General features: G+C 59.9%; 23 protein-coding genes. 8 read left to right on the top strand and 15 right to left on the bottom strand.

All coding sequences use genetic code 11. The features are described from left to right. Positions 1–10: 10 nt before the first annotated feature. The gene (locus ACRQ1B_RS12120; protein ID WP_432293927.1) at positions 11–1,462 is read right to left on the bottom strand and encodes an oligosaccharide flippase family protein; all 1,452 of its coding nucleotides are present in this window, start codon (positions 1,460–1,462) and stop codon (positions 11–13) included. A gap of 154 nt (positions 1,463–1,616) precedes the next feature. Here ACRQ1B_RS12120 and ACRQ1B_RS12115 point away from each other — a divergent pair, with 154 nt between their 5' ends. Together ACRQ1B_RS12115 and ACRQ1B_RS12110 are read left to right on the top strand one after the other, a co-directional pair. Continuing rightward, positions 1,617–2,747 carry a glycosyltransferase family 4 protein gene (locus tag ACRQ1B_RS12115; protein WP_432293926.1) on the top strand — a complete coding sequence of 377 codons (1,131 nt, stop codon included), beginning with the start codon at positions 1,617–1,619 and terminating at the stop codon, positions 2,745–2,747. Beyond that, entirely contained in the window at positions 2,744–4,063 is a 1,320-nt protein-coding gene (locus ACRQ1B_RS12110; protein WP_432293925.1) for an AMP-binding protein, read from the top strand. The genes ACRQ1B_RS12115 and ACRQ1B_RS12110 overlap by 4 nt, the downstream gene beginning before the upstream one ends. A gap of 9 nt (positions 4,064–4,072) precedes the next feature. On the opposite strand, the gene ACRQ1B_RS12105 is transcribed toward ACRQ1B_RS12110, so the two are convergent. Next, entirely contained in the window at positions 4,073–5,329 is a 1,257-nt protein-coding gene (locus tag ACRQ1B_RS12105) for a glycoside hydrolase family 5 protein (RefSeq protein ID WP_432293924.1), read from the bottom strand. 124 nt (positions 5,330–5,453) lie between these two features. On the opposite strand from ACRQ1B_RS12105, the gene ACRQ1B_RS12100 reads away from it, so the two are divergent. Both ACRQ1B_RS12100 and ACRQ1B_RS12095 read left to right on the top strand, forming a co-directional pair. Next, positions 5,454–7,355: a heparinase II/III family protein gene (locus ACRQ1B_RS12100; protein ID WP_432293923.1), complete on the top strand. Its 1,902-nt coding sequence runs from the start codon at positions 5,454–5,456 to the stop codon at positions 7,353–7,355. Positions 7,356–7,413: 58 nt separating this feature from the next. Continuing rightward, positions 7,414–9,207: a serine aminopeptidase domain-containing protein gene (locus ACRQ1B_RS12095; protein ID WP_432293922.1), complete on the top strand. Its 1,794-nt coding sequence runs from the start codon at positions 7,414–7,416 to the stop codon at positions 9,205–9,207. Positions 9,208–9,214: 7 nt separating this feature from the next. On the opposite strand, the gene zigA is transcribed toward ACRQ1B_RS12095, so the two are convergent. The 3 genes from zigA to aptA all read right to left on the bottom strand — a co-directional run bounded on the left by zigA (position 9,215) and on the right by aptA (position 12,219). Further along, the gene (gene zigA / locus ACRQ1B_RS12090; RefSeq protein WP_432293921.1) at positions 9,215–10,420 is read right to left on the bottom strand and encodes a zinc metallochaperone GTPase ZigA; all 1,206 of its coding nucleotides are present in this window, start codon (positions 10,418–10,420) and stop codon (positions 9,215–9,217) included. 171 nt (positions 10,421–10,591) lie between these two features. Next, positions 10,592–10,768 carry a hypothetical protein gene (locus ACRQ1B_RS12085; protein ID WP_432293920.1) on the bottom strand — a complete coding sequence of 59 codons (177 nt, stop codon included), beginning with the start codon at positions 10,766–10,768 and terminating at the stop codon, positions 10,592–10,594. 116 nt (positions 10,769–10,884) lie between these two features. Then, positions 10,885–12,219 carry an omega-aminotransferase AptA gene (aptA, locus tag ACRQ1B_RS12080; RefSeq protein WP_432293919.1) on the bottom strand — a complete coding sequence of 445 codons (1,335 nt, stop codon included), beginning with the start codon at positions 12,217–12,219 and terminating at the stop codon, positions 10,885–10,887. A gap of 141 nt (positions 12,220–12,360) precedes the next feature. Between aptA and ACRQ1B_RS12075 the strand changes: the two genes are divergently transcribed. Then, the gene (locus ACRQ1B_RS12075; RefSeq protein ID WP_432293918.1) at positions 12,361–12,909 is read left to right on the top strand and encodes a cupin domain-containing protein; all 549 of its coding nucleotides are present in this window, start codon (positions 12,361–12,363) and stop codon (positions 12,907–12,909) included. Positions 12,910–13,074: 165 nt separating this feature from the next. Here the strand turns inward: ACRQ1B_RS12075 and ACRQ1B_RS12070 are convergent, their stop codons facing one another. Together ACRQ1B_RS12070 and ACRQ1B_RS12065 are read right to left on the bottom strand one after the other, a co-directional pair. Next, positions 13,075–13,731, bottom strand: coding sequence for a glutathione S-transferase family protein (locus tag ACRQ1B_RS12070; RefSeq protein WP_432293917.1), 657 nt, complete (start codon positions 13,729–13,731; stop codon positions 13,075–13,077). A gap of 81 nt (positions 13,732–13,812) precedes the next feature. Further along, positions 13,813–15,276: a phospholipase D-like domain-containing protein gene (locus ACRQ1B_RS12065; RefSeq protein WP_432293916.1), complete on the bottom strand. Its 1,464-nt coding sequence runs from the start codon at positions 15,274–15,276 to the stop codon at positions 13,813–13,815. A 250-nt stretch (positions 15,277–15,526) separates the two neighbouring features. On the opposite strand from ACRQ1B_RS12065, the gene ACRQ1B_RS12060 reads away from it, so the two are divergent. Then, a complete protein-coding gene (locus tag ACRQ1B_RS12060; protein WP_432293915.1) occupies positions 15,527–15,685 on the top strand; it encodes a hypothetical protein in 159 nt (52 codons plus the stop codon). A gap of 18 nt (positions 15,686–15,703) precedes the next feature. Here the strand turns inward: ACRQ1B_RS12060 and tam are convergent, their stop codons facing one another. Beyond that, positions 15,704–16,480, bottom strand: a complete 777-nt coding sequence (tam, locus tag ACRQ1B_RS12055; RefSeq protein WP_432293914.1) for a trans-aconitate 2-methyltransferase — start codon at positions 16,478–16,480, stop codon at positions 15,704–15,706. A gap of 237 nt (positions 16,481–16,717) precedes the next feature. Between tam and ACRQ1B_RS12050 the strand changes: the two genes are divergently transcribed. Next, positions 16,718–17,605, top strand: a complete 888-nt coding sequence (locus ACRQ1B_RS12050; RefSeq protein WP_432293913.1) for a branched-chain amino acid aminotransferase — start codon at positions 16,718–16,720, stop codon at positions 17,603–17,605. A 62-nt stretch (positions 17,606–17,667) separates the two neighbouring features. On the opposite strand, the gene ACRQ1B_RS12045 is transcribed toward ACRQ1B_RS12050, so the two are convergent. The 7 genes from ACRQ1B_RS12045 to ACRQ1B_RS12015 form a co-directional block, all read right to left on the bottom strand. Beyond that, positions 17,668–18,285, bottom strand: a complete 618-nt coding sequence (locus ACRQ1B_RS12045) for an alpha/beta hydrolase (protein ID WP_432293912.1) — start codon at positions 18,283–18,285, stop codon at positions 17,668–17,670. 160 nt (positions 18,286–18,445) lie between these two features. Continuing rightward, the gene (locus tag ACRQ1B_RS12040) at positions 18,446–20,191 is read right to left on the bottom strand and encodes a putative bifunctional diguanylate cyclase/phosphodiesterase (protein ID WP_432293911.1); all 1,746 of its coding nucleotides are present in this window, start codon (positions 20,189–20,191) and stop codon (positions 18,446–18,448) included. Positions 20,192–20,262: 71 nt separating this feature from the next. After that, entirely contained in the window at positions 20,263–20,994 is a 732-nt protein-coding gene (locus tag ACRQ1B_RS12035; protein WP_432294586.1) for a sulfite exporter TauE/SafE family protein, read from the bottom strand. Between the two features lie 143 nt (positions 20,995–21,137). Then, positions 21,138–21,752, bottom strand: a complete 615-nt coding sequence (locus ACRQ1B_RS12030; RefSeq protein WP_432293910.1) for a hypothetical protein — start codon at positions 21,750–21,752, stop codon at positions 21,138–21,140. Positions 21,753–21,873: 121 nt separating this feature from the next. Further along, entirely contained in the window at positions 21,874–22,257 is a 384-nt protein-coding gene (locus ACRQ1B_RS12025; protein WP_432293909.1) for a c-type cytochrome, read from the bottom strand. A 9-nt stretch (positions 22,258–22,266) separates the two neighbouring features. Then, entirely contained in the window at positions 22,267–22,614 is a 348-nt protein-coding gene (locus ACRQ1B_RS12020) for a hypothetical protein (protein WP_432293908.1), read from the bottom strand. After that, the gene (locus tag ACRQ1B_RS12015; RefSeq protein WP_432293907.1) at positions 22,611–22,868 is read right to left on the bottom strand and encodes a hypothetical protein; all 258 of its coding nucleotides are present in this window, start codon (positions 22,866–22,868) and stop codon (positions 22,611–22,613) included. Before ACRQ1B_RS12015 ends, ACRQ1B_RS12020 begins: the two co-directional genes overlap by 4 nt. An 11-nt stretch (positions 22,869–22,879) precedes the next feature. Here ACRQ1B_RS12015 and ACRQ1B_RS12010 point away from each other — a divergent pair, with 11 nt between their 5' ends. Continuing rightward, on the top strand, positions 22,880–23,482 hold the full coding sequence (locus ACRQ1B_RS12010; protein WP_432293906.1) for a superoxide dismutase: 603 nt from the start codon (positions 22,880–22,882) through the stop codon (positions 23,480–23,482). Positions 23,483–23,531: the final 49 nt, after the last annotated feature.

Raw genomic sequence — 23,531 nt, 5'->3', positions numbered from 1 at the left:
GCGCGACGCGTCAGCCATTTGCGATGCGGCGCGCCACCATGCTTCTTGTCTTTGCAAGAACCTGTCGTGTGGTGCCGGGGTTGAAGACCGCGTTGAGTACCAGGAAGACGATGCCGCCGGCCATGCCTGCCATGGCCAGTCGCACAAGCAGCTTCGCCTCCGTCAGCATGTCGCTGATGCTGTGGGCTGCCAGCCAGACACATCCGGAGACCAATACAGCGGTGCCGATAGCCCGCCAGGGCAGCGGGACAGGCGTCAGCCGTTCGCTGATGATGGCGCTGATGACGAGGTTGACGACTGCGGCCCCCATCAGCGACAGCGCCGCACCGGCCTCCGCCATCGAAGGGATCAGCAGCATGGCGAGGCCGATATTCGCGGCCGTACCGAACAGCTTGCTGATGACGAACAGCAGGGGGCGCTTGTGCGCGTGAACCATGGTTCCATAAACGAAATCGGCGACATTGGTCAGGAAGGCGCCGATCGCGATCGTCGTGAACAGCAGCGTGTACGGTCCGACATAAGCTGCCGGCAGCACGAGAGCCGCAAGCTCGGATCCGAGCGCGGAGAGGATCGCAACGACGGGCAGTGCCAGCGTGAACGTCAGTGCCATGAACTGCGACAGAAACGCGCCAGCAGCGGCCGGTCCCTTCTCGTCGAACCGGCTGACGGTTTCGGGAAAGGCGCCCATGTTGATGGCATTGGCGATCATGTCGACCGGCTGGCGGGCCAGCGAATAAGCGGATGCGAAGATCGCGACGGCGGCGGCATTCTGGTACAGTTTCAGCATCACCCGTTCGGCATTGGTGAGGCCGAAGCCGACCAGCGCGATGGCAATGATCGGCAGGCCGAGCGCCAGGAATTCGCGGTGTGTGAACCGGGGCGGGCCCGCAACGACCTTTTGCCAGGCCGCGATATTGGCAACAATGCCGGCAATCAGCATGCCGACGCTGGAGGCGAGCGAAATGGCCAGAAAGGAATTGTGCTCTACCAGCATGGTGGCGGCCGGAAGCGCCAGTTGCAGTGCGGCGCGCAGGAATTCCAGCATGGAATAAGCCGTGTGGCGCTGCTGCATCTGCAGGACAGTCAGCGCATAACGGGCCACCGCGCCGGCGATCAGATAGGTGCAGACTGCAATGGAAAACTCTTCCCAACGCTCGGGCACGATCATGGCGCTGGCGGCTATCGATACGACGAGACCGATCGCGGTCGTCACCAGCACCATACGGCCGGCGCGCATGAGGCTGCCACGGCTGACGTCGCCCTTGCCGCCGAGCCGCAACAGCGATACCCGCAGCCAGTTGGCGAAAGCGGTGTCGGTCATCTCACCGATGGTGACTACAAGCGTCAGAAGCCCGTATTCGACGGGATCAACGATACGTGTTGCCAGAATGAGAAACAGCAGCGCGGAAAGCCGCGTCAGCAGGATGGCCGGACCATAGATGAGCGTGGATCTGAGCAGCAAAGATTTTCCCCGATATTCCCCGTGGGGCTTTTCGATTTCAACCGAATGCGAGGGCGATATGTCACTGGCCGGCTTAACGGAAACCTAGCTTCTAATTCTTAACAGTCTATCCGTCTGCACACCCGCCCGCACCAATGCCCGATTGTGAGAGAGCATGCCGAAAAACACGGCGACAGACCGACCATTGAACATGCTGGTGGCGACGCCCGCCGGTGGCAGCGGACAGGGCGGTATCGACCGCATCATGGCGTCGCTGAAGGCCGAGCTGGATCGGTGTGGGCCCGCCGATGTTCGCGTTCGTTTTCTGGCAACGCGGGGTCATGGCTCGATCCTGTTCTCCTGGGTTCATCTGCTGCGGTTCTGTGCCGCGATGCTCGTCGGGCGGATGAAGGGCGATCTCGACCTGGTTCACATCAATCTTGCCAGTCGTGGCAGCACCTATCGCAAACTGGTCATTTCCGCCTTTGCCCGGCTGATGGGTCTGCCTTACGTTCTGCATCTGCACGGCGCAGAATACCGGAGTTTCTGGTCTGCCCGCGACACGGTTATGAACGGCGCCATCCGAACGATGTTTGCCAGGGCAGCAGGCATTATCGTGCTCGGAAGCCCCTGGAAGGCGTTCGTTGCGAGCCGTGTCCCCGAAGCGGAGGCGCGGATCGTGGTCGTTGCCAATGCCGTGGAGCCGCCACGCCTGCCGCATGTGGGAGGCGGGGAAAATGTCCATATCCTGTTTCTCGGTCGCATCGAGGATCGCAAGGGTGTTACACAACTGCTCAAGGCGCTTTCCAGCATGGCCGACAGACCCGGTTGGCGCGCAACCCTGGCCGGCGACGGTGCAGTTGACGAGTTGCGCAGTGAGCTTCAGCGTTTGGGGCTTTCCGGCAGGGTGGATGTGCCGGGCTGGCAGGGACCGGATGATGTTGCCAGGCTGCTTTCGACTTCCGACGTTTTGACATTGCCATCGCTGGCGGAAAACCTGCCGATGTCGGTGATCGAAGCCATGGCTTATGGATTGGGTGTCGTGGTGACGCCGGTCGGCGCGGTCGAGGATATCGTCAGCCATGAAGAGACCGGCCTGCTGGTCCCTGCGGGGGACGATCAGGCTCTGGCGGCCGCGCTTTTACGAATGGTCGACGACGCGGATCTGCGTCGGCGTCTGGGAACGGCGGCGCAGGCGTTTCAGCAGGCCCACCTGGCGATCGGACCTTATGCCGTGCAGATCTGTGCAGTGTGGAGAGAGGCGGTTGTCCGTGCCGAAAAGCGGGTGGAGGAGGGGCAGGCATGACCATCACGAGTTCTCTGAAAAATTCGATTGCGGAAAAAATCGTGCGCCGTGCGCCGGGTCTCTATCCTTATTTCATGGGTCTGCTGGCGCGTTCGGAAGATATGTCTGTCGAAGAGCGTCGGCGGCTTCGAGACAGGCTGACCGCCAATACGCTGAAGCGGGCAGGGGCGACCCGATATGGCCAGTTGATTGCTTCGCCCAGCGTTTACGGCGATTGGCCCATTCTCGAAAAGGACATGCTGCGGCAGGATAGCAATGCCTGTTCGGCCAGGACCCTGTTTCCGGCGCATGCGGCGGCGACCGGAGGAACGACAGGGGTGCCGATCACATTGCGACGATCCCTGCAATCCGTCGTTTTCGAGCAGGCGGTGATCGATCACCTCGTGCATCGGCATGCAGGTGTTCACTGGAAGAATGCCCGAATTGCTGTTCTGAGAGGCGATACGTTCAAAAGCCCGGACGATATGCGGCCACCGCATTGGCAATTGGGTCAGGGCGGCTTGCATCTCGCCTGTTCCAGCATCCATCTCAACGCTTCGACAGTCAGCGATTTCATTGGTGCCATCCGCGATTTCAAACCCGAAATCCTTTGGGTCTATCCGTCTGCACTGGAAGCTTTTGTGCGGTTGGGGGCCATGCTTTTGGAAAGGGCGGCTCTGCCGAGCCTGAAACTGGTGGTATCGTCCTCCGAGGTTCTCGACCCCGCCATTCAGATGGAAACATCAGCCCTGCTGAATGTGCCGGTGCTGGATTTTTATGGTCAGTCCGAGCGGGTCTGCGCCTCCTGGCATCTCCACAACGGTGAACATTATTTCATGCCGGCCTACGGGCGCGTCGAACTGCTTGCGGCCTATCAGGATGAGGAATTCGATTTCTACGAAATCATCGGCACCTCCTACTGGAACCCAGCCCAACCGCTTGTCCGTTTCCGCACAGGCGATCTGGCGAAGGTTCGCAAGGGAACGGATGCGGCAGGCCTGGAGGCAATCACGCTCGGGCTCTCTCCCTTCGAGGGGATAGAGGGGCGACGATCTGAATATGTGCTGTCACCACAGGGATCGCGCATCATCGGCATCAATCACATTCCTCGCGGTGTGCCCGATATCGCACAGATGCAGATCATCCAGACCGGTAAGGCGAAGGTGGAAATCCATGTCGTGCCGTTGAACGGGTTCGGTGCGCGCACGATCGAGATCATTCTGGCCAATGCACGCCAGAAAATACCGGCGGACATGGAGGTCGAGATCAAGACCGTTGACCGTTTGACGCGCACCACGAGCGGAAAAGCGCCGTTGGTGCTGCGGCAGCTGGATTGATGTGCCCGACTACAGGCCGGATGACGGTTTAAGGCCGATTGCGCGTAAAAGGTCGTCGTCAGGCACGGCTTTGTCTGTCGGCTGGATAACGGTCATGCCATAGGGATTGGCATATTCCCAGATCGACCAGGCGATGCCGTGGCTTTCGGCTGTTTCGCGGACGGTCTTGAGATAATAAAGCCGGTCGGCATCATAGGCGCCGGCACGTCCGTCATCGGTCATGCGGATCGCGCCGAACTCTCCCATGAAGAGCCGTGCCGATGGGATATCGTGTTTCCGGGCCCAGGTGACGGCTTCACCGATGCGCGCCTTGAGCATGGTTTCGTCCCAACCGCTTTTGAAATAGTCCTTGATGGGTTTTTGTAATTTGCCGATCTGCTCGTCCTGCTGGGACAGGCTGAGGCCCGCAGCACTCATGTGTGCGCGAAGGCTTTCGACGACGCCATCCGGCGAACCGCTTCTGGCCGGCCAGGGGAAACCGGAGTGGAACCCGCCTTTTTCCTCGGACCGCTGATGCGTGAAGCTGAGCGGATCGTACATATGGAAACTGTAGAGAATGTTTTCGTCATCGAACACCGGATCGAGATTGCCAAGCCCGCGCACGCCTCCACCGCAAGCGCCGGTGGTAACGATCGTCAGTGTCTTGCTGACGCTGCGGATGTCTTCGACCGTTTGGGTCATGATGCGCTGCCAGTCATCGGTGCCGCTGGCGTCGCAGGGGTAATAGGCCGGTTCGTTATAAGGCTCCAGCGCGACCTTGCCAGCGCCGATTTCGGCAAGCATGGCGGCAACCGCCTTCACCATGTCCCGGTAACGTGTCACGCCTTCGCTGTCGGCGCCGTCATAGATCATCTTCATGCTATAGGCGGGTACCTGACCGACGCCATGCAGATCGAACACCACGTTCAGGCCGGCATCGGTCAGGCGCTGCACGTTTTTCGACAGAAGGGCGAGCGTTTCCTCTCGCCGTTCAGGACGCTCGACCAGAGGACCGGGATCGACGCTCAGCCGGACGAAATCGAAACCGAGGGTGCGGATTTGCTCGAATGGACCACCCTTCGGCCAGTCGGCCATTTTCCGGCCGTCGCCGGTCAGCCATTGCTCGACGCTGCGATAGGGCGGGCGGCGATAACTGCCGTCCTCCGCAAGCGGCGCCCAGTTCAGCCACTGATGAAGGCCGACCCCGCGTTTCAACTCGAGCGGAGCGGCAGAGGCGATGGATGTGAAAAGCGCGAACAGCGCGCAGGCAGCGACCAATCTTTTCACGGTTTTCCCCCATCGTGCTGTTTGGCTGAGGGGATTTTAACGAAGAGCCTGCAAAAGAGAATGACCATACACCGGCAGTTGCAGGAATGGTAAATACGGTGGCGGATATCGAGGCGGCGGGGCGATGAAACTGAGATGGTATGTGAACCGGCTGCGCAGCATGCAATCGGCTGAAATCGCCCATCGGGTTGTCGAAAAGGCGCGCAAGACGATTTCGCGCCGCGACCGACGGGGATGGCAGGCTTATCCGCCCGTGCCGATGAAAGCCGTGTTTCCCGCTCTGCAGGCGCGTGTTGCCGGAGCAACGGTTGTGCAACGCGAGGCGATCGCTGTCGCTGCAGACGATATTCTGGCCGGAAAGTTTTCGGCGCTTGGGCGCGCCTGGCCGCAGCGATCGACGGAAAACCTGTTTCCGGATGATTTGTGGTCGCTCGATCCGGTCACGGGAGAAAGATGGCCGGGCTCGAATGCCTACACGTTCGACGTCGATTATCGTCACAATGGTGCGCGCGGCGATATCAAATATGCCTGGGAGATCGGACGGCTGCAGTTCCTTCCCGTTCTGGCGATGCATCTCCTCCTGTCGGAGGACGACCGTGCTGCGCGGGCGATCGAGGCGGCCATCGAAAGCTGGCATCGCGCCAATCCGCCCTTCACCGGTATCGGATGGTCATCCGGCATAGAGGTGGCGCTGCGGGCGATCAGCGTCGTCACGACGCGCGATCTGGTGGGGGATCGACTGAGCGCCGAGACCTTACGGCGCATGGCCCAGATCCTGTCCGCCAGCCTTTATTGGCTGAAACGGTTCCCCTCGCGGTATTCTTCGGCCAACAACCATTTGGTCGCAGAGCTTGCCGGCGAATATCTGATCGGCCTGTCGCTTGGTCAGGCGGTGGAAGAGGTTGGAAAAGAGCTTGCAGATGAACTGCTGAAGCAGATTTTTGCCGATGGTTGCGGGGCCGAGCAGACGCCGACCTATGCCGCTTTTACGATTGAACTCGTGCTGTTTTGTATTGCTGCGTCACGGCAACAGGGGCGGGCGTTTGACGAGAAGGTCGGTGAGCGGATGAAGGCTTTTGCCCGGTTCGCTGCATGGCTGCCGCGAAAAATGACGTTTGGCGATGATGACGAGGGGCGGGTGCTCACTCTTGGAAACGAGGGCGATTACGTTGGCTCCGTCGCTGCGGCCGTGGCGGGATTTTTCGAGGTGCCCGCGGTTTCGACGGCTGAGAGGGATATTCGGGCACTGTTTTTCGGGACTTCCGCAAAGGTCGCTCAACAACCATCCGGTTTGCACGTCTTCAGGGATGGTGGTGTTTCGATATGGCGCGGCAAAGCCGCCAACCGCGATATCGAGCTTCTGTTCGATCATGGTCCGTTGGGATACCTGTCGATTGCTGCTCATGGTCATGCCGATGCTCTGTCGCTTTGCCTGTCGGTCGATGGCCATCCGGTTCTGGTGGACCCGGGCACCTGGCTTTACGGTTCTGGCGGCATCTGGCGCGACTGGTTCCGGTCGACCATGGCGCACAACACGCTCAGCATCGCGGGGGAAAGCCAGAGTGTCATGTCCGGTGCCTTCAACTGGTCGCACAAGGCGAGTGTAGAACTGATCAAGCACGCGCCCGGCGAGGATTGGTCGCTGACCGCGGAACATGCCGGTTACCAGCGCCGGTTTGGTGTGAAACATCGGCGCAGGCTTCGCTACGACGATGGTAGGATAATCGTGACGGACTGGTTGCTGGGCGCGTCACGACCAGCTGATATCGTGTTCCAGCTTGCACCGGATCTGACTGTCGATATCGAGGGGACCGAGCTGCGGGTCGGCAAGGATGGCATGCCGTTGCTCACACTCTCATTTCCGGCGGGAGATATTTCCGTCGCCAGCGGCGGCGATCTGCCGGGTGGCGGCGGCTGGGTTTCGCCGCGCTTCGGCGTCAGGGTGCCTGCACCACGCATCATCTGGCATGGGGCGGTTGGGCCTGACGGTGTCGATATTGTTCTTGCGCCGGCAGCAAGATCTTAACGGATCGGTTTCAGGATACGGCCATGGCATGCGCGATGGTTTCGTGGACATGGGGGTAATGTCTATGACGACAGGAAAACAGGTCACATTGGCCGTTGAAGAAGCGCGTTCCGCATCGTTTCCCCTCACGTTCGATGGCACGGTCGGATTGTTTTCACCGGCGCGCGGCGCCGGCAGGCGGGTCGCGGTGTTGTTCGTCAGCCCCTGGGGACTGGAGGAAATGTGCGGTCGGAAATTTTTCCGCATCCTCGCCGAACGTCTCGCTGAAAACGGCTTTGCCAGCCTGCGCTTCGATTATCCGGGAACGGGCGATAGTCTCGCCGATGATGTCGAAAAGATCGATCTCCAGGTCTGGTTAGACAGCTTTTCCACCGCAGCAACGCGACTCAAACAGCTTTCCGGATGCGATCGCCTGGTCGTCGTGGCGCAAGGTGTCGGCGCGACGGTGGCGATCAAGGCGCTCGAGGCAGGAGCGGATTGTGAGGCAATTGCGCTGCTGGCCCCTGTGGTCTCGGGCCGCTCCTATACGCGTGAAATCGCCGCCATGGCGCAGATGATCAATGACAAGCTGCACATCACCGAACCGGTTGCCAGCGGGGCGGGGCTGACCATGGCGGGTCTGTCGATGTCTGAAGGTCTTGTCGGTGACATCAAGAAAATCGACTTGATGAAGGTCGACGCCTGTCCGGCAAGGATGGCGATTGTGTTTTGCCGATCGGAGCGGCCTGCCGATGCTGCCTTTACAGACCATTTGGCAACGCTCGGCGTGGACGTCCGCCAGGCGCCGTTCGATGGATACGCAAAACTGACCACCAACCCGACCGTGGCAGTCGTGCCGGATGAGGTTGTGGGTGATCTTCTGGCCTGGATGACGGACCGTTATCCCGAACAGGGGGCTGCATGGGATGTGTTGCCGCCATCTTGCGGATCGCATGGCGACGAAGGTTTTCTCGAGCAACCGACCCGCCTTGGCGCTGATGGCCGCATGTTCGGTATTCTCTGCCGGCCGTCAGCGCAGATGATCGAGCAGCCGGTTTCGGTACTGCTCCTGTCTTCGGGCTATGACCGCATGTCGGGCTGGGGGCGTTCTTCAGTCAAGCTTGCCCGTGCATTGGCGCAACAGGGCATTTCCTCACTGCGTTTCGACTGCGCCAATGTTGCGGACAGCCCGCCGGTGCCGGGTCTGGAAGGGCAGGTTCTTTATGAACCGGCGCAGCTTGATGATGTTTCGGCCGCACTTGATCTCCTGACAGAGCGGATGCCGGGCGTTCGTATCGTGGCTGCAGGGCGATGCAGCGGTGCCTATCTGGCGCTGCAGGCTGCGTGGACGGACGATCGCATCGATGGTGTGGTTGCCGTCAACCCGGAAACATTCGAATGGCAGCCGGGGCGATCGGTGGAGGATGCGCTGGATAACCCGACGCAGTCCATGGATCATTATGTCAGCAATCTCTGGCGACTATCGACATTCAGGCGGATTGCGCGTGGCGAGGTCGATCTGTCGAGCAAGGCCCGGCAGGTTTCGAAGGGTATCGGCCGTCGTCTGCTGCGTCCGCTGGTCTGGATGACAGGCGGCCTGACGGCGCGGGAACGTGTCGTCTGTGCCGGTTTCCGCACCCTTGTCCAACGCGGTGTGAGCGTGAAACTGCTCTACAGCCCGGGTGATATCGGTTTGGAGGAGTTCGGGCATTTTTTTGGTGCCGGCGGCGGGCAGCTCGTGCGTTTTTCCGGCATGTCGCATGCCGTGGTGGCCGGTGCCGATCACAATTTTACGCCGCGCCAGGCGCGGGAGGTCTATCTGGACGCCATTGCCGAGATGGCAGGCCCGCCGGAAAAGCGGGCCGCCGGTTGAGCGTGGCTCACGCCGCGTTTTTATCCCAGCGTGTGAAAGGGTCGGGCAGGTCGCGCCACAGTTCGGGGCGGAATGTATCTCCGTCGATCAGGCAGGCATCGAGTTCCGCCCGAATGGCGGTCTCATTCATCGGGTCGGCCCCGATAAAAACCATCTCCTGACGCCGATCTCCCCAGATCGGATCGAGATAGGGTTTCATCATTTGCAGGAAGCCGGGGTCCTGCGGCCATTGCAGCTGCGGAACGGACGACCACCACAGCCCCATCTTCTGCGTGCGCACCAATGCGCCGGCCTGGCTCATCTCGCCCACGTGGTGCGGACGGGTTGCCAGCCAGAAAAACCCCTTGGCGCGCACCACGCCCGGCCATGCCCGGTCGATGAAGGCCTTGAACCGTGCGGGATCGAACGGTTTTTTTGCACGATAGACAAAGCTGCGAATGCCGTATTCTTCCGTCTCCGGCACATGGTCCGCAAATCCATGCAATTCCTTGAACCAGAGCGGATGGGTTTCGGCTTTGGCGAAATCGAAACGGCCGGTGCCCAGTATGTCGTGCAGGTCCACCCTGCCGAAATCGGTCTCGATGAGATGCGCATCCGGGTTGAGCGCCACGATGATTTTTCGGGCCGCGTCGCGTTCGCCCGGCGTTGCCTGGCTGATCTTGTTGAGCACGACCACGTCGGCAAATTCGATCTGTTCGACCAGCAGGTCGACCAGTGTCCTGTTGTCGCCGTCTCCTGCCGTCTCGCCGCGATCGGAGAGGAAATCGGCAGAGCCATAATCCTTCAGCAGGTTGGCGGCATCGACGACCGTCACCATCGTATCGAGGCGCGCGACATCCGAGAGGCTTTTTCCATCCTCGTCGCGGAAATCAAAGGTCGCCGCGACGGGCAGAGGTTCGGCGATGCCGGTGGATTCGATCAGCAGGTAATCGAAACGGTTCTGTTCGGCCAGCGCCCGCACCTCTTTCAAAAGGTCATCACGCAGGGTGCAACAGATGCAGCCATTGGTCATTTCAACCAATTGTTCCTGCGTGCGAGAGAGGTTTGCTCCACCGTCACGCACCAGCGCGGCATCGATGTTGACCTCGCTCATGTCGTTGACGATCAGCGCGACGCGCAGTCCCTCGCGATTGGTCAGGATGTGGTTGAGCAGCGTGGTCTTGCCGGCGCCGAGAAAGCCGGAAAGGACGGTGACGGGAAGTTTTTGGGTCATGTCTGGCTCGATATGTCGATAACAATAAAACGTTATAACATTACATAAACGATCCAAGTCAAGCCAGTTCAGCTCCGAACTGTCGGGATGAGGCGGGGTTGATGGCTATCGAAGAGGAATGACCGGCAGAGCGTGCTCAGCCTGACGACCGGGCTGGCAGAGATCTCCCGGTCAGGGAGTGGCGCCCATCATGCCGCTCTGATCGCCGGTCAGGTAGAAATAGGCGAAAGCAGCAAGGAAAGCAGCGATGGCGCCGGCGATGATGAGGGCCTTCCTCATCCAGGGCGGTGTCTGGCGTGGCGGCTTCGGCGTTTCTTTTTTGCGGAACTTGATGACGTTGTCGTTCATGGCCTTGCACTGCTTGCGCTGAAATAAGCCGCCAGTCTTAAACGAGATGGACCGGCGGCGCCATTGCGTCGCCGGGGTTTTTCGTCTGAATGTCGGGCTGCCCGGCTCGTTCCTTGTCAGGCGGCACGCTTCAGGGCATCTCCGATCATCGAGACGATCGTGCCGATCTGCTCGCGCTCGATGATCAGCGGCGGCGACAGCGCAATGATGTCACCGGTGACGCGGATCAGCAGGCCCTTGTTGAAGCAATCGACAAACACGTCATAGGCACGCGTGCCGGGTGCGTTTTCGCGCGGTGCAAGTTCGATGGCGCCGACAAGGCCGAGGTTGCGGATGTCGACCACATGCGGCGCATCTTTGAGCGAATGCAGCGCATTTTCCCAATCCGCCGCCAGATCGGCAGCGCGCGTGAGCAACCCTTCTTCCTCGTAGATTTCCATGGTTGCAAGGCCTGCGGCGCAGGCAACAGGATGGCCCGAATAGGTGTAGCCGTGGAACAGTTCGATGGCGTTTTCCGGCCCGGTCATCAGGCCATCATGAACCTTGCGGCTGGCGAAAACCGCGCCCATCGGGATCGTACCATTGGTGATGCCCTTGGCCGTGGTGATAAGATCCGGCACGACGCCGAAATAATCGGTCGCAAAGGGTGTGCCGAGACGTCCGAAACCGGTGATGACCTCATCAAAAATCAACAGAATGCCATGCTTGTCGGCAATCGCCCGCAGACGTTCCAGATAGCCCTTGGGCGGCAGGATGACGCCGGCTGAGCCGGACATCGGCTCGACGATGACGGCGGCGATGGTTTCCGCGCCATGAAGCTGGACAAGGCGTTCCAGATCGTCGGCCAGTTCGACGCCATGGGTTGGCAGGCCTTTTGTGAAGGCGTTGCGCTCCACATCCAGCGTGTGGCGCATATGGTCTGCCGGGATCTGCGGGAAAACGCGGCGGTTGTTGACGAGGCCACCAACCGAGATGCCGCCGAAACCAACGCCGTGATAACCTTTTTCACGACCGATGATGCGCGTGCGAGTTCCCTGGCCGATGGCACGCTGATAGGCGATGGCGATCTTGAGTGCCGTATCGACGGATTCAGAACCCGAGCCGGTGAAGAAGACACGGTCGAGCTTGCTGCCGGCACCGCCCGGCGCATGGGCCGCAAGCTTTGTTGCAAAATCAAAGGCGATCGGATGGCCCATCTGGAATGTCGGGGCAAAATCGAGTGTGGCCAGCTGGCGTTCGACGGCCTGCGAAATCTTGCGTCGGCCGTGGCCGGCATTGCAGCACCAAAGGCCCGCCGTCCCGTCCAGAACCTTGTTGCCATCGACATCGGTGTAATACATGCCTTCGGCTGCTGCCAGCAGACGGGGGGCGGCCTTGAACTGGCGATTGGCGGTAAACGGCATCCAGAAGTTTTCGAGATTGACCGTATTTGCCGGGCTGACGTGATCCATGATTGCCTCCGTTGGATGAGGTGAGTTTGGCTATTTGGCTGTTCTGAACAAGTCGTTTTCTTCTTGCTTCCAAGCCACTGAATTGATTGACAGGTGGCCTCCTGTTTTCGATATTTCGAACATCGGAAACAGGAAGCGCACATGTCCCTCGATATTGGCAGCCGTCTGCGGCAGTTGCGCATGGCGCATAACCTCTCCCAGCGTGAACTGGCAAAGCGCGCCGGGGTGACCAATTCGACGATCTCGCTGATCGAATCCAATTCGGCAAACCCATCGGTCGGGGCGCTGAAACGCATACTCGATGGCCTGCCGATCGGCCTTGCCGAATTTTTTGCCTTCGAACCGGAAAAATCGCGACAGGCCTTTTACGCGGCCGAGGATCTGGTGGAGATCGGCAAGGGGCCGATTTCCTATCGGCAGGTCGGCGACAACCTGTTCGGGCGCAGCCTGCAGATCCTCAAGGAGTGTTATCAGCCCGGCGCCGATACCGGAAAAGTGCCGCTCGTTCACGAGGGAGAGGAGGGCGGCATCGTGCTGTCCGGCCGGCTGGAGGTCACCGTGGAAAACGAGCGCCGTATTCTCGGGCCGGGTGACGCCTATTATTTCGAAAGTCGCAGGCCGCATCGTTTTCGCTGTGTCGGACCCGTGCCCTGCGAAGTCATCAGCGCCTGTACGCCGCCGAGCTTTTAGAGCGGTGCATTCTTGTTTGGAAACGCGCCTGCTATCGGCAGAGTCGTCCCTTGGCGATCTTCGGTTTTCAAAAAACGCCCGCCGCCATTTTGTGTTCTTGGGCGGGTTATGCGGCCGGGATGTCGGGGATCGCTATGGCGAAGGGGCGGCACGAAGACGCGATATTCAGTCCCGGTCCGGTGCGCCCAGTGGAAAGTTCTTCCGATAAGGGCGTGCCGCATCGACAGCCCGTGCGAAGGATGGCCGCGCCAGAAGCCGCCGGCGATAGGCGGTGACTGCCGGAAAACGGTCGCCAAGCGGGTGCGACCAGTCGGCGTAGAACAGCGACGGGGCGGCGGCGCAGTCTGCCAGCGTAAACTGTTCGCCTGCCGCCCATTGCCGTCCGGTCATATGCTTTTCAAGCCAGGAACAGGCGGCATCGAGCATGTCGCGCGCCTCCTGCACGCCGTATGGGTCACGGTCCTTCTCGTCGCGCAACGCGTTGAACACGATCTTCTGCTGTGGCGTGGAAATATAATTGTCGAAAAAACGGTCGAGCATGCGAACCTCGACAGCGAAGGCTTCATTGGCGGGGATCAGGCGAACCGGACCGGGATAACGAACCTGCAGATATTCGATGATGGTCGTGGCTTCATGGATGTGCTTTGCGCCATCCTTGAGCATCGGAAACCGCTTCACCGACCATGTGGCGACGAGTTCCTCATAGGCGCCTTCGTCTTCGCCCAGTGTTCGCGTTTCGAAATCCACGTCGTTTTCATAGAGCGCGATCAGCACTTTCTGGCAGTAGGATGAGAACGGATGCGAATAGAGAACAGGTCTCACAACAGGGCCTCCCAGACCGATTGCAGAATGAAATCGGTTTGATCCTATCACCTCATCGACGGCTGGCAAGAGCCGCCCGTTTCAAAGTGCTTTCTTGAGCTTGTGGCCAAAACGCCGCTTTAGAAAACGCGAGGCGCGATAGCGCCTGCCGGCGGGCCGCTCCGGGTCGGCAATATCGCTTTCGGCGAACATTTCCTCGTCGATCGTCAGTTCGCGCATCGGTACGGGGACGAGGCCGCGACCGCTCTCGCGGTTGAGCGTCTCGATGGCCTTGATCAACGAACCACCATGCGCCGCGATTGCCTGGCTGACCTCCTCGACCGTGCGGCCGAGATGTTCCGCCACAAGATCGTTACGGGTGGCGATGATCTTTTCGCGCAGGATGGTCTGGTCCGGCTGGGCAGCCAGCACCACGTCGCATTCCGTATCGTAACCCATCGAGCGATTGTTGAGATTGGCCGAGCCGATCTTGATGATGCGGTCGTCGGCAAACATCATCTTGGCATGGACATAGATCGGTGTTCGCGCATCGTTGACGGGGTAGAAAAGCCGAAAGCGATCATGACGATCTGCGTCGCGCACCAGTTTCATCAGCCGGATGCGGGCGCTGTCCATCGCTTTTGCCTCGAGATAACCCTCGCAGCCTTCCGGGTTGATGAGAACCACTTCCGGTCCATCGTCTTCTTTCAGGCGCTCGGCAATGGCCTGCGCGATCCGGCGGGACGCAAAATACTGGCTTTCGATGTAAAGGGTCTTCCTTACCGCCGCGATGATGGCGAGCTTGGCCGTCTCGATCTCGACGATCTGTTTGCGATCGCCATATTCCGGCGCTGTGCGGGCAATGCCGATATCGACGTCTTCGAAACCGACTTCCAGCCCGTCCGGCCAGGGATCGCTGTCACAGGTTTCCGTTTCCAGCGTCTCGTCGGTGGCCAGCTTCCAGCGGCGTCGCGCCACTTCGCCGAGCGCCGCTGCGGCGGGGCCGGACAGGCAGGTGGTCGCGTCGTGCCACGGTTCCTGCGCAAATCCCATCGGCGAGCGGCGGGCAGGCGCCTTTTCCGCGTGGTCGCGCGTATCCCAGCGGCCGACCGTCATGTCGATGCCGCCGCAAAATGCGACCCGGTCATCGATGACCAGCAGTTTCATGTGGTGCGCCGACATGGCGGGATGCGCGCCGTCCAGCTTCAGATGGATGCGTTTGTCAAAAATCCATTTCAGCACATAGAATGGCGTTTCGCCGCGCGTGATCGAGTTGATCATGCCGATATCCCATTTGAGGATGCGTATATCGAGATCCGCGTTGCGGCGGGCGAGCGCGTTGAGAAACGAGCCGAGCTGGTCCGGCCATTCACCGTGTTTTTCGGTTGCCGGGTCCAGCCGGATGCGGGTGTCGAAATCCCAGCCGATCAGATAGATCGACCGTTTCGCCTTGGTCATGGCATTCTTGGCGGCGCTGAAGAAATCCGCCGCATCGACGATGATCGACAACCGCTCGGCCTTGGCGACACGCCAGCAGGTTTCGCCTTCTTTGAGAATGTCTTGCATCGTGCCCCGGTCCGTCTCGCCTATGTTATTGCCGCGCATATAGGGCGGTATTGCGCAGCGGCTATTGCTGCAATGCAAAGCACTTCGGTCGGCCTATCGAGGACGTCGTTTCACGAGATGTAACGGCCGTTAATAAAAAAGGCGGCACATTCCTTTTTTTCATCGCATCACGGCCCTAGTCTCTGTTTCATATAAGGAATGTTGAATGGGGCCGCCGGCAAGCGGCTTGGGTTGATTGGAGGTCGGGGACATGCGGATTACATGGTTTTTGTTGTTGGGTCTTTTGGTGGCCATGGTGCTGAGCATTCTTCTGATCGACAACCGCATTCCGGCCCCTCCCGGCATCCAGCCGGGCCAGACCGAACCCGCGCCGGCCAATCCACTGGCACCGCCTCCGGCGCAGCAATAGGCGGACCAAGCGGTCGTTTCAGACCTGGCCCTTGACGGCAATCAGGAAAAAACGCGGAAAAGCGAGCAGCCTGCGGCCATCGGCCATTGGCGGGTAGGCCTTGTCGATGCGGCTTTGGTAATCGGCAAGAAACGCGTCACGATGCTCTGTTCCGGCCGCGTCGAGATAGGGGCGCAGGCCGGTGCCCTTGACCCATTCGACGATCGCGGCGGCATCTGCCATCGGGTGGTAATAGGTTGTGTGCCAGACATCCAGCTTGAGAGACTTCGGTCCCAGCCGATCAATGTAGACGGATGCGGGTGGAAGCGGCCTTCGGCGCACCTTGCCGCCTTCGAATGCCTTCGACCATGGACCGGAAAGTCCGGTCTCCTCCATCATCCTGTGGGATGGTTCGGTGAGGTTGTCCGGCATCTGCACGGCCAGAACGCCGCCGGGTTTGAGGTGATCCATCAGCCGCGCCAGCACCGCGACATGATCGGGCACCCACTGGAACACCGCATTGGCGTAAAGCAGGTCCACCGGTGCATCCGGTTGCCATGACGCAAGGTCTGCCCTGTCGAAGGTGACAGCGGGCAGCCGCTTTCGCGCCGCCGCCAGCATGTCGTCGTCGCTGTCGAGGCCCAAGACATTGGCGGCGCCAAAACGCTCGACCAGCAGTTCGGTGGAATTGCCCGGTCCGCAACCGAGATCGAAGGCACGGCTGGCGGTGGCCAGCGGCACTTGCGCCATCAGATCGCGGGCAGGGCGGGTGCGCTCATCCTCGAATTTGAGATATTGCTGTGAGGACCATGCCATGCGCGTCTCCTTCTCCATGCAGGCGACATTGGACACGGGAATACGGGATACAGCAAGGGCAAGGCCGTCTCGCATCACAGATGCTGATGCACCTATTTACGCGGAAACTGGATTGCCGTGAGCTTCGCCACAGACGTCGATTTTTTGCCTTCGGGCAACGTTTTTCGGCAAGAAACGCCTTGACCTTCGCAGCCTGCCGCGCCTTCACTCGGTCACGAAATTTGCAAGGAGAATACCATGGCCGTTGATACATCCCCCAAGAGCACCACCTGGACCTTCGTCGACGGAGAGTGGCTTTCGGGTAATCCGAAACTGATTGGCCCGACGTCGCACGCCATGTGGCTCGGTTCGACGGTGTTCGATGGCGCCCGCTGGTTCGACGGTATTTCGCCGGACCTCGACCTGCATTGCCAGCGCATCAACCGCTCGGCCGTGAACATGGGCATGAAGCCGACCAAGACCCCGGAAGAGATCGAGGCGCTGGCGCTCGAAGGCGTCAAGAAGTTCGACGGCAAAACCGCCATCTATATCAAGCCGATGTACTGGTCGGAGCATGGTACGTCCTACAGCGTCGTCGCTCCGGATCCGGAATCGACCCGCTTCGCGATTTGCCTGTTCGAGGCGCCGATGAACACGGCAAAGCCGTCGTCGCTGACGGTGTCGCCCTACCGCCGTCCAAACCCGGAGGTCGCCATGACGGCTGCCAAGGCCGGCAGTCTGTACCCCAATAGCGGCCGCATGATCATCGAAGCGCGCAATCGCGGTTTCGACAATGCGCTTGCCCGCGACATGAACGGCAATGTTGCCGAAACCGCCTCGTCGAACATTTTCATCGTCAAGGATGGTGTTGTCTTCACCCCGATCGCCAACGGCACGTTTCTGGCCGGCATTACCCGTTCGCGCGTGATCGGCCTGCTGCGCCAGGGTGGTTACGAGGTGCGTGAAGCAACCGTCACCGTCGAGGATGTCGCCAAGGCCGACGAGATCTTCACCTCGGGCAATTATTCGAAGATCGTTCCGGTCAACAAGTTCGAAGACCGCGAGCTGCAGCCCGGCCCGGTCGCCGCCAAGGCGCTGGAACTTTACATGGATTGGGCCAATGCGACCCGCAAGGCTGCTGCCTGAGGCTTGCAGGACCGATGGATATCGAACGGCGCCTTCGGGCGCCGTTTCTGTTTTCGCGGATGTCAGCCTTTGACGAGGTTTTCCAGAAAGGCGCAGGCCCGGTCAGAACCGCCCATCGAGATCGTGTGACCGAGCCCTGGCTCGATGACGGTTTCGACGGACAGGCCGGCGCTCGTCAGCTCGGTTTGCGCCTTTTCCGTTTCCCAGGAGGGGATGACGCTGTCTGCCGTTCCATGCACGAGGAGGATTTTTGTTTCCTTCGCCGGCGTCAGTGGCTTTTCGGTTGCCAATCTTCCGGAAAAGCCGATGACGGCAGCAACAGGCCAGCGACCGCTGGCCGCTGCATCGAGCGACATGATCGTTCCTTGGGAAAACCCGATCAGCACGACGTGATCGAGCCTGTCGGCAAATCCGTGTTCCTCGACAATGCCGGAAAGCACCGCGTCGAAGGAGGTGCGGGCGGCGGCGATGCGGGCAGGTCGGTTCTCTTCCGTGACGCCCGCCACGCTGAACCACTGGTAACCGGAACCGAAATCCGAACGGTCAGGCGCATTGGGTGAAATGAAGGTGACGCCGGGCAGGCGCGGCTCCCAGCTCTTGCCGAGCGGAGCGAGATCGTCACCGTTGGAGCCGACGCCATGAAGCAGGATGGCGAGGAATGAGTTTTCTGAAGCCGTCATGATATAACCTTGTGCGCAATCCGGGCGGACCATCCGCGCCATGCCCGATCATCACTTTAGAATGGAAAAGCAGGCGGGTGATAGAGAGCGGCCGGTGACCGCTCCGTTCAACGACAACGCACGGCAGCGCCATGTGATCCCGTCTTTGCGCGAGAGTGCCTTAACGACGGCGAAATTGCGTGATCGTAGCAGAGGCGGTGTCCGGTTTTCCCGGTGAAACGGTTTCCTCGGCACCGGTCAGGTCGGAATATTCGGCAATCGGCTCGGCCTTGCCGATCAGATATCCCTGAATGTGCTGGCATTGCGCTTCTTCCAGAAAGGCGCGCTGTTCCTCTGTTTCCACACCTTCGGCAACGATGGGGATGTTCAGGCCGCGACCGAGGCCGATCACGGCGCGCACGATCTCGTCGGCGCTTGGATCTGCATTGAGCTTGGCAGTGAAGGACTTGTCGATCTTGATCGTGTCGAACGGAAAGGCCTGCAGGTAGGACAGTGACGAATACCCGGTACCGAAGTCGTCCATGGCGATCTGGATGCCGAGGCTTTTGAGGCCCCGCAAGATCTGCAATGCGCGGGCGAAATCCTGCACCAGCACGCCTTCGGTCACTTCCAGTTCCAGCCGGTCGGGCGAAAGGCCGGTCTGCAGGAGAATGCTGTGGACGTCGCCGACGAGATTTTCCTGTCGAAACTGGATGGGAGAAACGTTGATGGCAATCCTCAGCCGGTTTGGCCAGCTTGCCGCTTCCCGGCAGGCCTCGCGCAGGACCCAGCGGCCGATTTCGACGATCAGCCCGCTCTCTTCGGCCAAGGGAATGAAGTGATCCGGCGATATCAGCCCGCGCGTGGGATGATGCCAGCGCAACAGCGCCTCGAAGCCGAAGATCTCTCCCGAGACCGAGGCCTGCGGCTGGTAATGCAAGGCCAGTTCGTGCCGGCTGATGGCATGGCGCAAATCCTGCTGCAGCACACGGCGGTCATGCATGCGCCGGTCCATGCCGGCGTTGAAGGCGCAAAAGCGGCCGCGCCCTTCGGATTTGGCACGGTAAAGCGCTGCATCGGCATTGGCCAGAAGCGTGGCTGAATCATTGCCGTCCTGCGGAAACATGGCGATGCCGATGCTCAAACCCACATTCAGCGATCGGCCCTCGACCTCGATTTCCTCTTCCATCGCCCTGGTAAGATCTTCCGCCAGCCGCGTGACCGTTTCCGGCTGGCTGTCACCGACACTGATCACCGTGAACTCATCGCCACCGAGGCGCGCTGCGGCGTCCAATGGGCCCAGCAGTTGTTTCAGGCGCAAGGCGAGTTTGGTCAGAACGATATCACCGGCGCCATGGCCGAAAATATCGTTGATATCCTTAAAACGATCGACATCGAAGCTCATCACCCCGAAACGTCGCCGTGTCACCTTGCTCTCTTCGATCAGGCTTTCCAGCCTTGCCGAAAAATGGGTGCGATTGGGCAGGTCCGTCAGCGGATCGTGATGCGCGAGGTAGGAAACGCGGCGTTCCGCCTGTACCCGCGCGGTCACATCCTGCTGGGTGGTGAGGATGTAGCGGCCGTCCAGCAGGATATCGTGAACCGCGATGATTTTGTCGCCGACTTCGATCTGGGTCTGCACCGTCCGTCCAGCCTTCAGCTCGTTCTGCAAGGATTCGAAGAAGATCTTTGGATCCTGTTTCCAGTTCGCCATCCCATCGCTTTCGATGATGTCGACAAAGGTTTCCATCCCGGTCACCCAGCGGGCATCGACATCGTGCAGCAGGCGGAAACAGCGATTGGCATAGACCGGCTGGCCTTCGAGCATGAATATAGCGACCGCAATCGGCATATTGTCCATTGCCAATTCCAGCGCTTCCAGCGTTGGCATATGGCCGGAAAGTTCGTCACTCATCTTCGCGGCCATAAACAGCTCCGGCACCGATGCTTGATCACAAGTTGCATGACTTAAATATTAGGTGATCAATATATATCGATTTACGCGAAACGAATAGCCGCCGTGCCGATAATGATCATCGAAACGGCGATCATCAGCGGTTTGACCGGCATCTTCTTGACGATCAAGGCGCCAAAGGGAGCCGCCAGAATGCCACCGACGATGAGACCGATCGCGGAAGACAGCTCCGACCAGCCCAGCGCCAGAATGAATGTCAGCGAGATAACGAAGGTTACCGCAAACTCCGTCAGATTGGTCGAGCCGATCACTTTTTTCGGCTCGTGGCCGCGGCCGAGCAGAGAGCTGGTGACGATCGGTCCCCAGCCGCCGCCGCCCATGGCATCCAGCAGGCCGCCGACGCCGCCGACATAAGGCACGATCCAGTCATGCACGTCGCGTGGCCATTTCGGCTTGAAGGCCTTGTAGAGGATGAACAGGCCGATGCCGATCAGATAAATAGAGACGAGCGGTTCTATCGCTTTTCCGTCGATGTTCGAGAGAAGATAGGCTCCCAACGCGCCACCGACCATGCCGGCGGGCGCCAGCCGAAACACCAGCCGCCAATCGACATTGCGGTGATAAAGATGGGAGGCGCCGGATGCGGCCGTGGTGAAACATTCGGTGACATGGGTCATGGCGCTTGCTGCAGCAGGCGCGACGCCGACAGCCAGAAGGCTGGTCGTGGTCAGCACGCCGAACGCCATGCCGAGTGCGCCATCGACGATCTGGGCGCAGAACCCGATCAGCACGAATAACAGGAAGTCGGAGGTCACGAAATCGAACATCGGCCATCTCCCGGCTGGCTGGTTTCAGCGGGATTCAAGTGCTGGTGACGCCAAAAGGTTCCCGATTGTCGAATGTACGGCACGGCGTTCAAAGCAGGCAGGGCGGGTGACGCACCAAGCGATTGACGACTTCAGGCGGCGTTGCGACGATCCAGCGTGGCCGTCACGATGGCCTCCATGCGGTCGCAGGCCTGGATACCGCGCTCACCCAGATGCGCTGCAATGGCGCGCATCGGTTTCAGTGCGATGGCGATATCCTGGACCGTCAGATCGGCTTGTGGTGACGGGCCGTTGCGACGTTGCCGGTCGGCCAGTTGGAAGGCTTCTTCCGCAAGCACGGTGAAAAGCCGGTCGCCAGCCATAGAACGATTGCCTTCCTTGTCGACCGAACGCCATAACTGCCGTTGTGCCACCAGCCGATATCCTGTCAGCCGCTCGAACAGCATCAGGTCGCCTATACTGTAGACCCGTGTCGGCATGGGTTCGGACGCGGTTTCAGGTTCTGCTGGCATCGGCCTGTCCGGTTCCCCAAGAACCGCCGGGATATCCTGCCCGGCGCCGTTTTCGTCTGGATTATTGTCGGTGGTGGCATCGGCCAGGGCGGGGACAGTGAAATCCGGACACTGCGACATCAGGTCGGTCAGAAGCGCGTCGAGGGCTTCGGTGATTGGCGGCGTGTCGCCCTCTAAGCGATCGTCGCTCGGCTCAGCTTGAAAATGTGCGGATTGAAGCATTCCATCCAGCATCGAAATATCCTTGGTGACTTCAAATCGTCTGTCGCAAAATCAATGAGGCAATCGATAAACGCACAAACCTGCGCAAAGCTGACTAATGCTCTCTTTTGGGGGCGGCATATGTTTGGCGGTATCAGGGATTGGTCTTGAGATAGGCGATGACGTCGTCGATCTGTGACTGGCTCCAGAAACCCCAGAAACGCATGCTCGTGCCCGGCACCTTTCGTCCGGGGCTGGACAGAAATTCCGACAGGTTCTTTTCGTCCCAAATGAGGCCGGCCGTACCGGCATCCCGCATTGCCTGGGAATAGCGAAATCCATCGACGCTGCCGGCGGCGCGGCCGAAAACGTCTTTCAGATGCGGCCCGAGTTTATTGGTTTCGGCATCGGGCACATGGCAGGGCAGGCAGACACGGTAGACCTGTCGGCCATGCTCGGCATCCTGCGCGCCTGCCGCCTGTGGAATGGCAAATCCGGCCGCAAGAATAAGAACAATGAGGAAGCAGCCGGTTTTCATAGGCTGCGGCTACCGTGGCTTCGGCTTGTTCATGACCTTGCCGATCTCGATTTCTCCGCCCACTTCGGCTGCCTTGGTCTTCTTGTCATAGACGCAGATGACGCTGATATCGGCGAGTTTCTTGCTCTTTGGAACGCCGCTGGGTCGACCGGTCACGATGGCGAGGCCGTATTTCGCGCTGCCATAGGGATCGACCACGGCGCGGCCGTTTTCGATCTGGCCCGATGCGGATTTGATGCATGCTTTTTCAACCGCAGAGGCAAACTCTGCCCATGCGCCGTCCGAGGAGGCTTGGGCGGTCTGGCCGAAGCCAAGGGCGGCAGACAATGTTGCGAGCGTCAGCAAGGTGGTCTTCATCGAATCATGGTCTCCGTTTGATGCCCGTCCGTGCCAAAATTCTGCGTCAGCGATATGGCAAATGGCAAGCGCTCGGCGCAGATGCGATCCTTTCCGATGACGTGCGGAACGATGTTCCACGAACCGACGTTAAAGGAGAACACGACACCGTCGGGGCATTGTTTTTTGCCAGATTTTTGGTCTCGAAACCGTTGCCACGGTGCCGATGGCAACCTATGTTCCCGCTCACCTTCACCCAGCTTGTTTTTGCCCAAGGAGTAAGATCATGGCTTTTGAACTTCCCGAACTTCCCTATGATTACGAGGCGCTGCAGCCCTTCATGTCGAAGGAAACGCTCGAGTATCACCACGACAAGCACCACAAGGCCTATGTCGACAACGGCAACAAGCTGGCCGCTGAAGCCGGTCTCGCCGATCTTTCGCTGGAAGAGGTCGTGAAGAAGTCGTTCGGCACCAATGCCGGCCTCTTCAACAATGCTGCCCAGCACTACAACCACGTCCATTTCTGGAAGTGGATGAAGAAGGATGGCGGCGGCAACAAGCTGCCCGGCAAGCTGGAAAGCGCGATCGCTTCCGACCTCGGCGGTTACGACAAGTTCAAGGCCGATTTCGTTGCTGCCGGCACCACGCAGTTCGGTTCCGGTTGGGCCTGGCTCTCCGTCAAGAACGGCAAGCTGGAAATCTCCAAAACCCCGAACGGCGAAAACCCGCTGGTTCATGGCGCAGAGCCGATCCTCGGCGTCGACGTATGGGAACATTCCTATTACATCGACTACCGCAACGCCCGTCCGAAATACCTCGAAGCCTTCGTCGACAGCCTGATCAACTGGGATTACGTGCTGGAGCGTTACGAAGCCGCCACGAAGTAAGTTTTCGGGAAAAACCCGGAATGGAAGCCCGGCCTTTGTGCCGGGCTTT

The sequence above is a fragment of the Endobacterium panacihumi genome (assembly GCF_050847465.1).
Lineage (GTDB): Bacteria > Pseudomonadota > Alphaproteobacteria > Rhizobiales > Rhizobiaceae > Neorhizobium > Neorhizobium panacihumi.
Note: the sequence above shows the minus strand (reverse complement) of the source record. Positions and strands in the feature narration are given on the sequence as shown.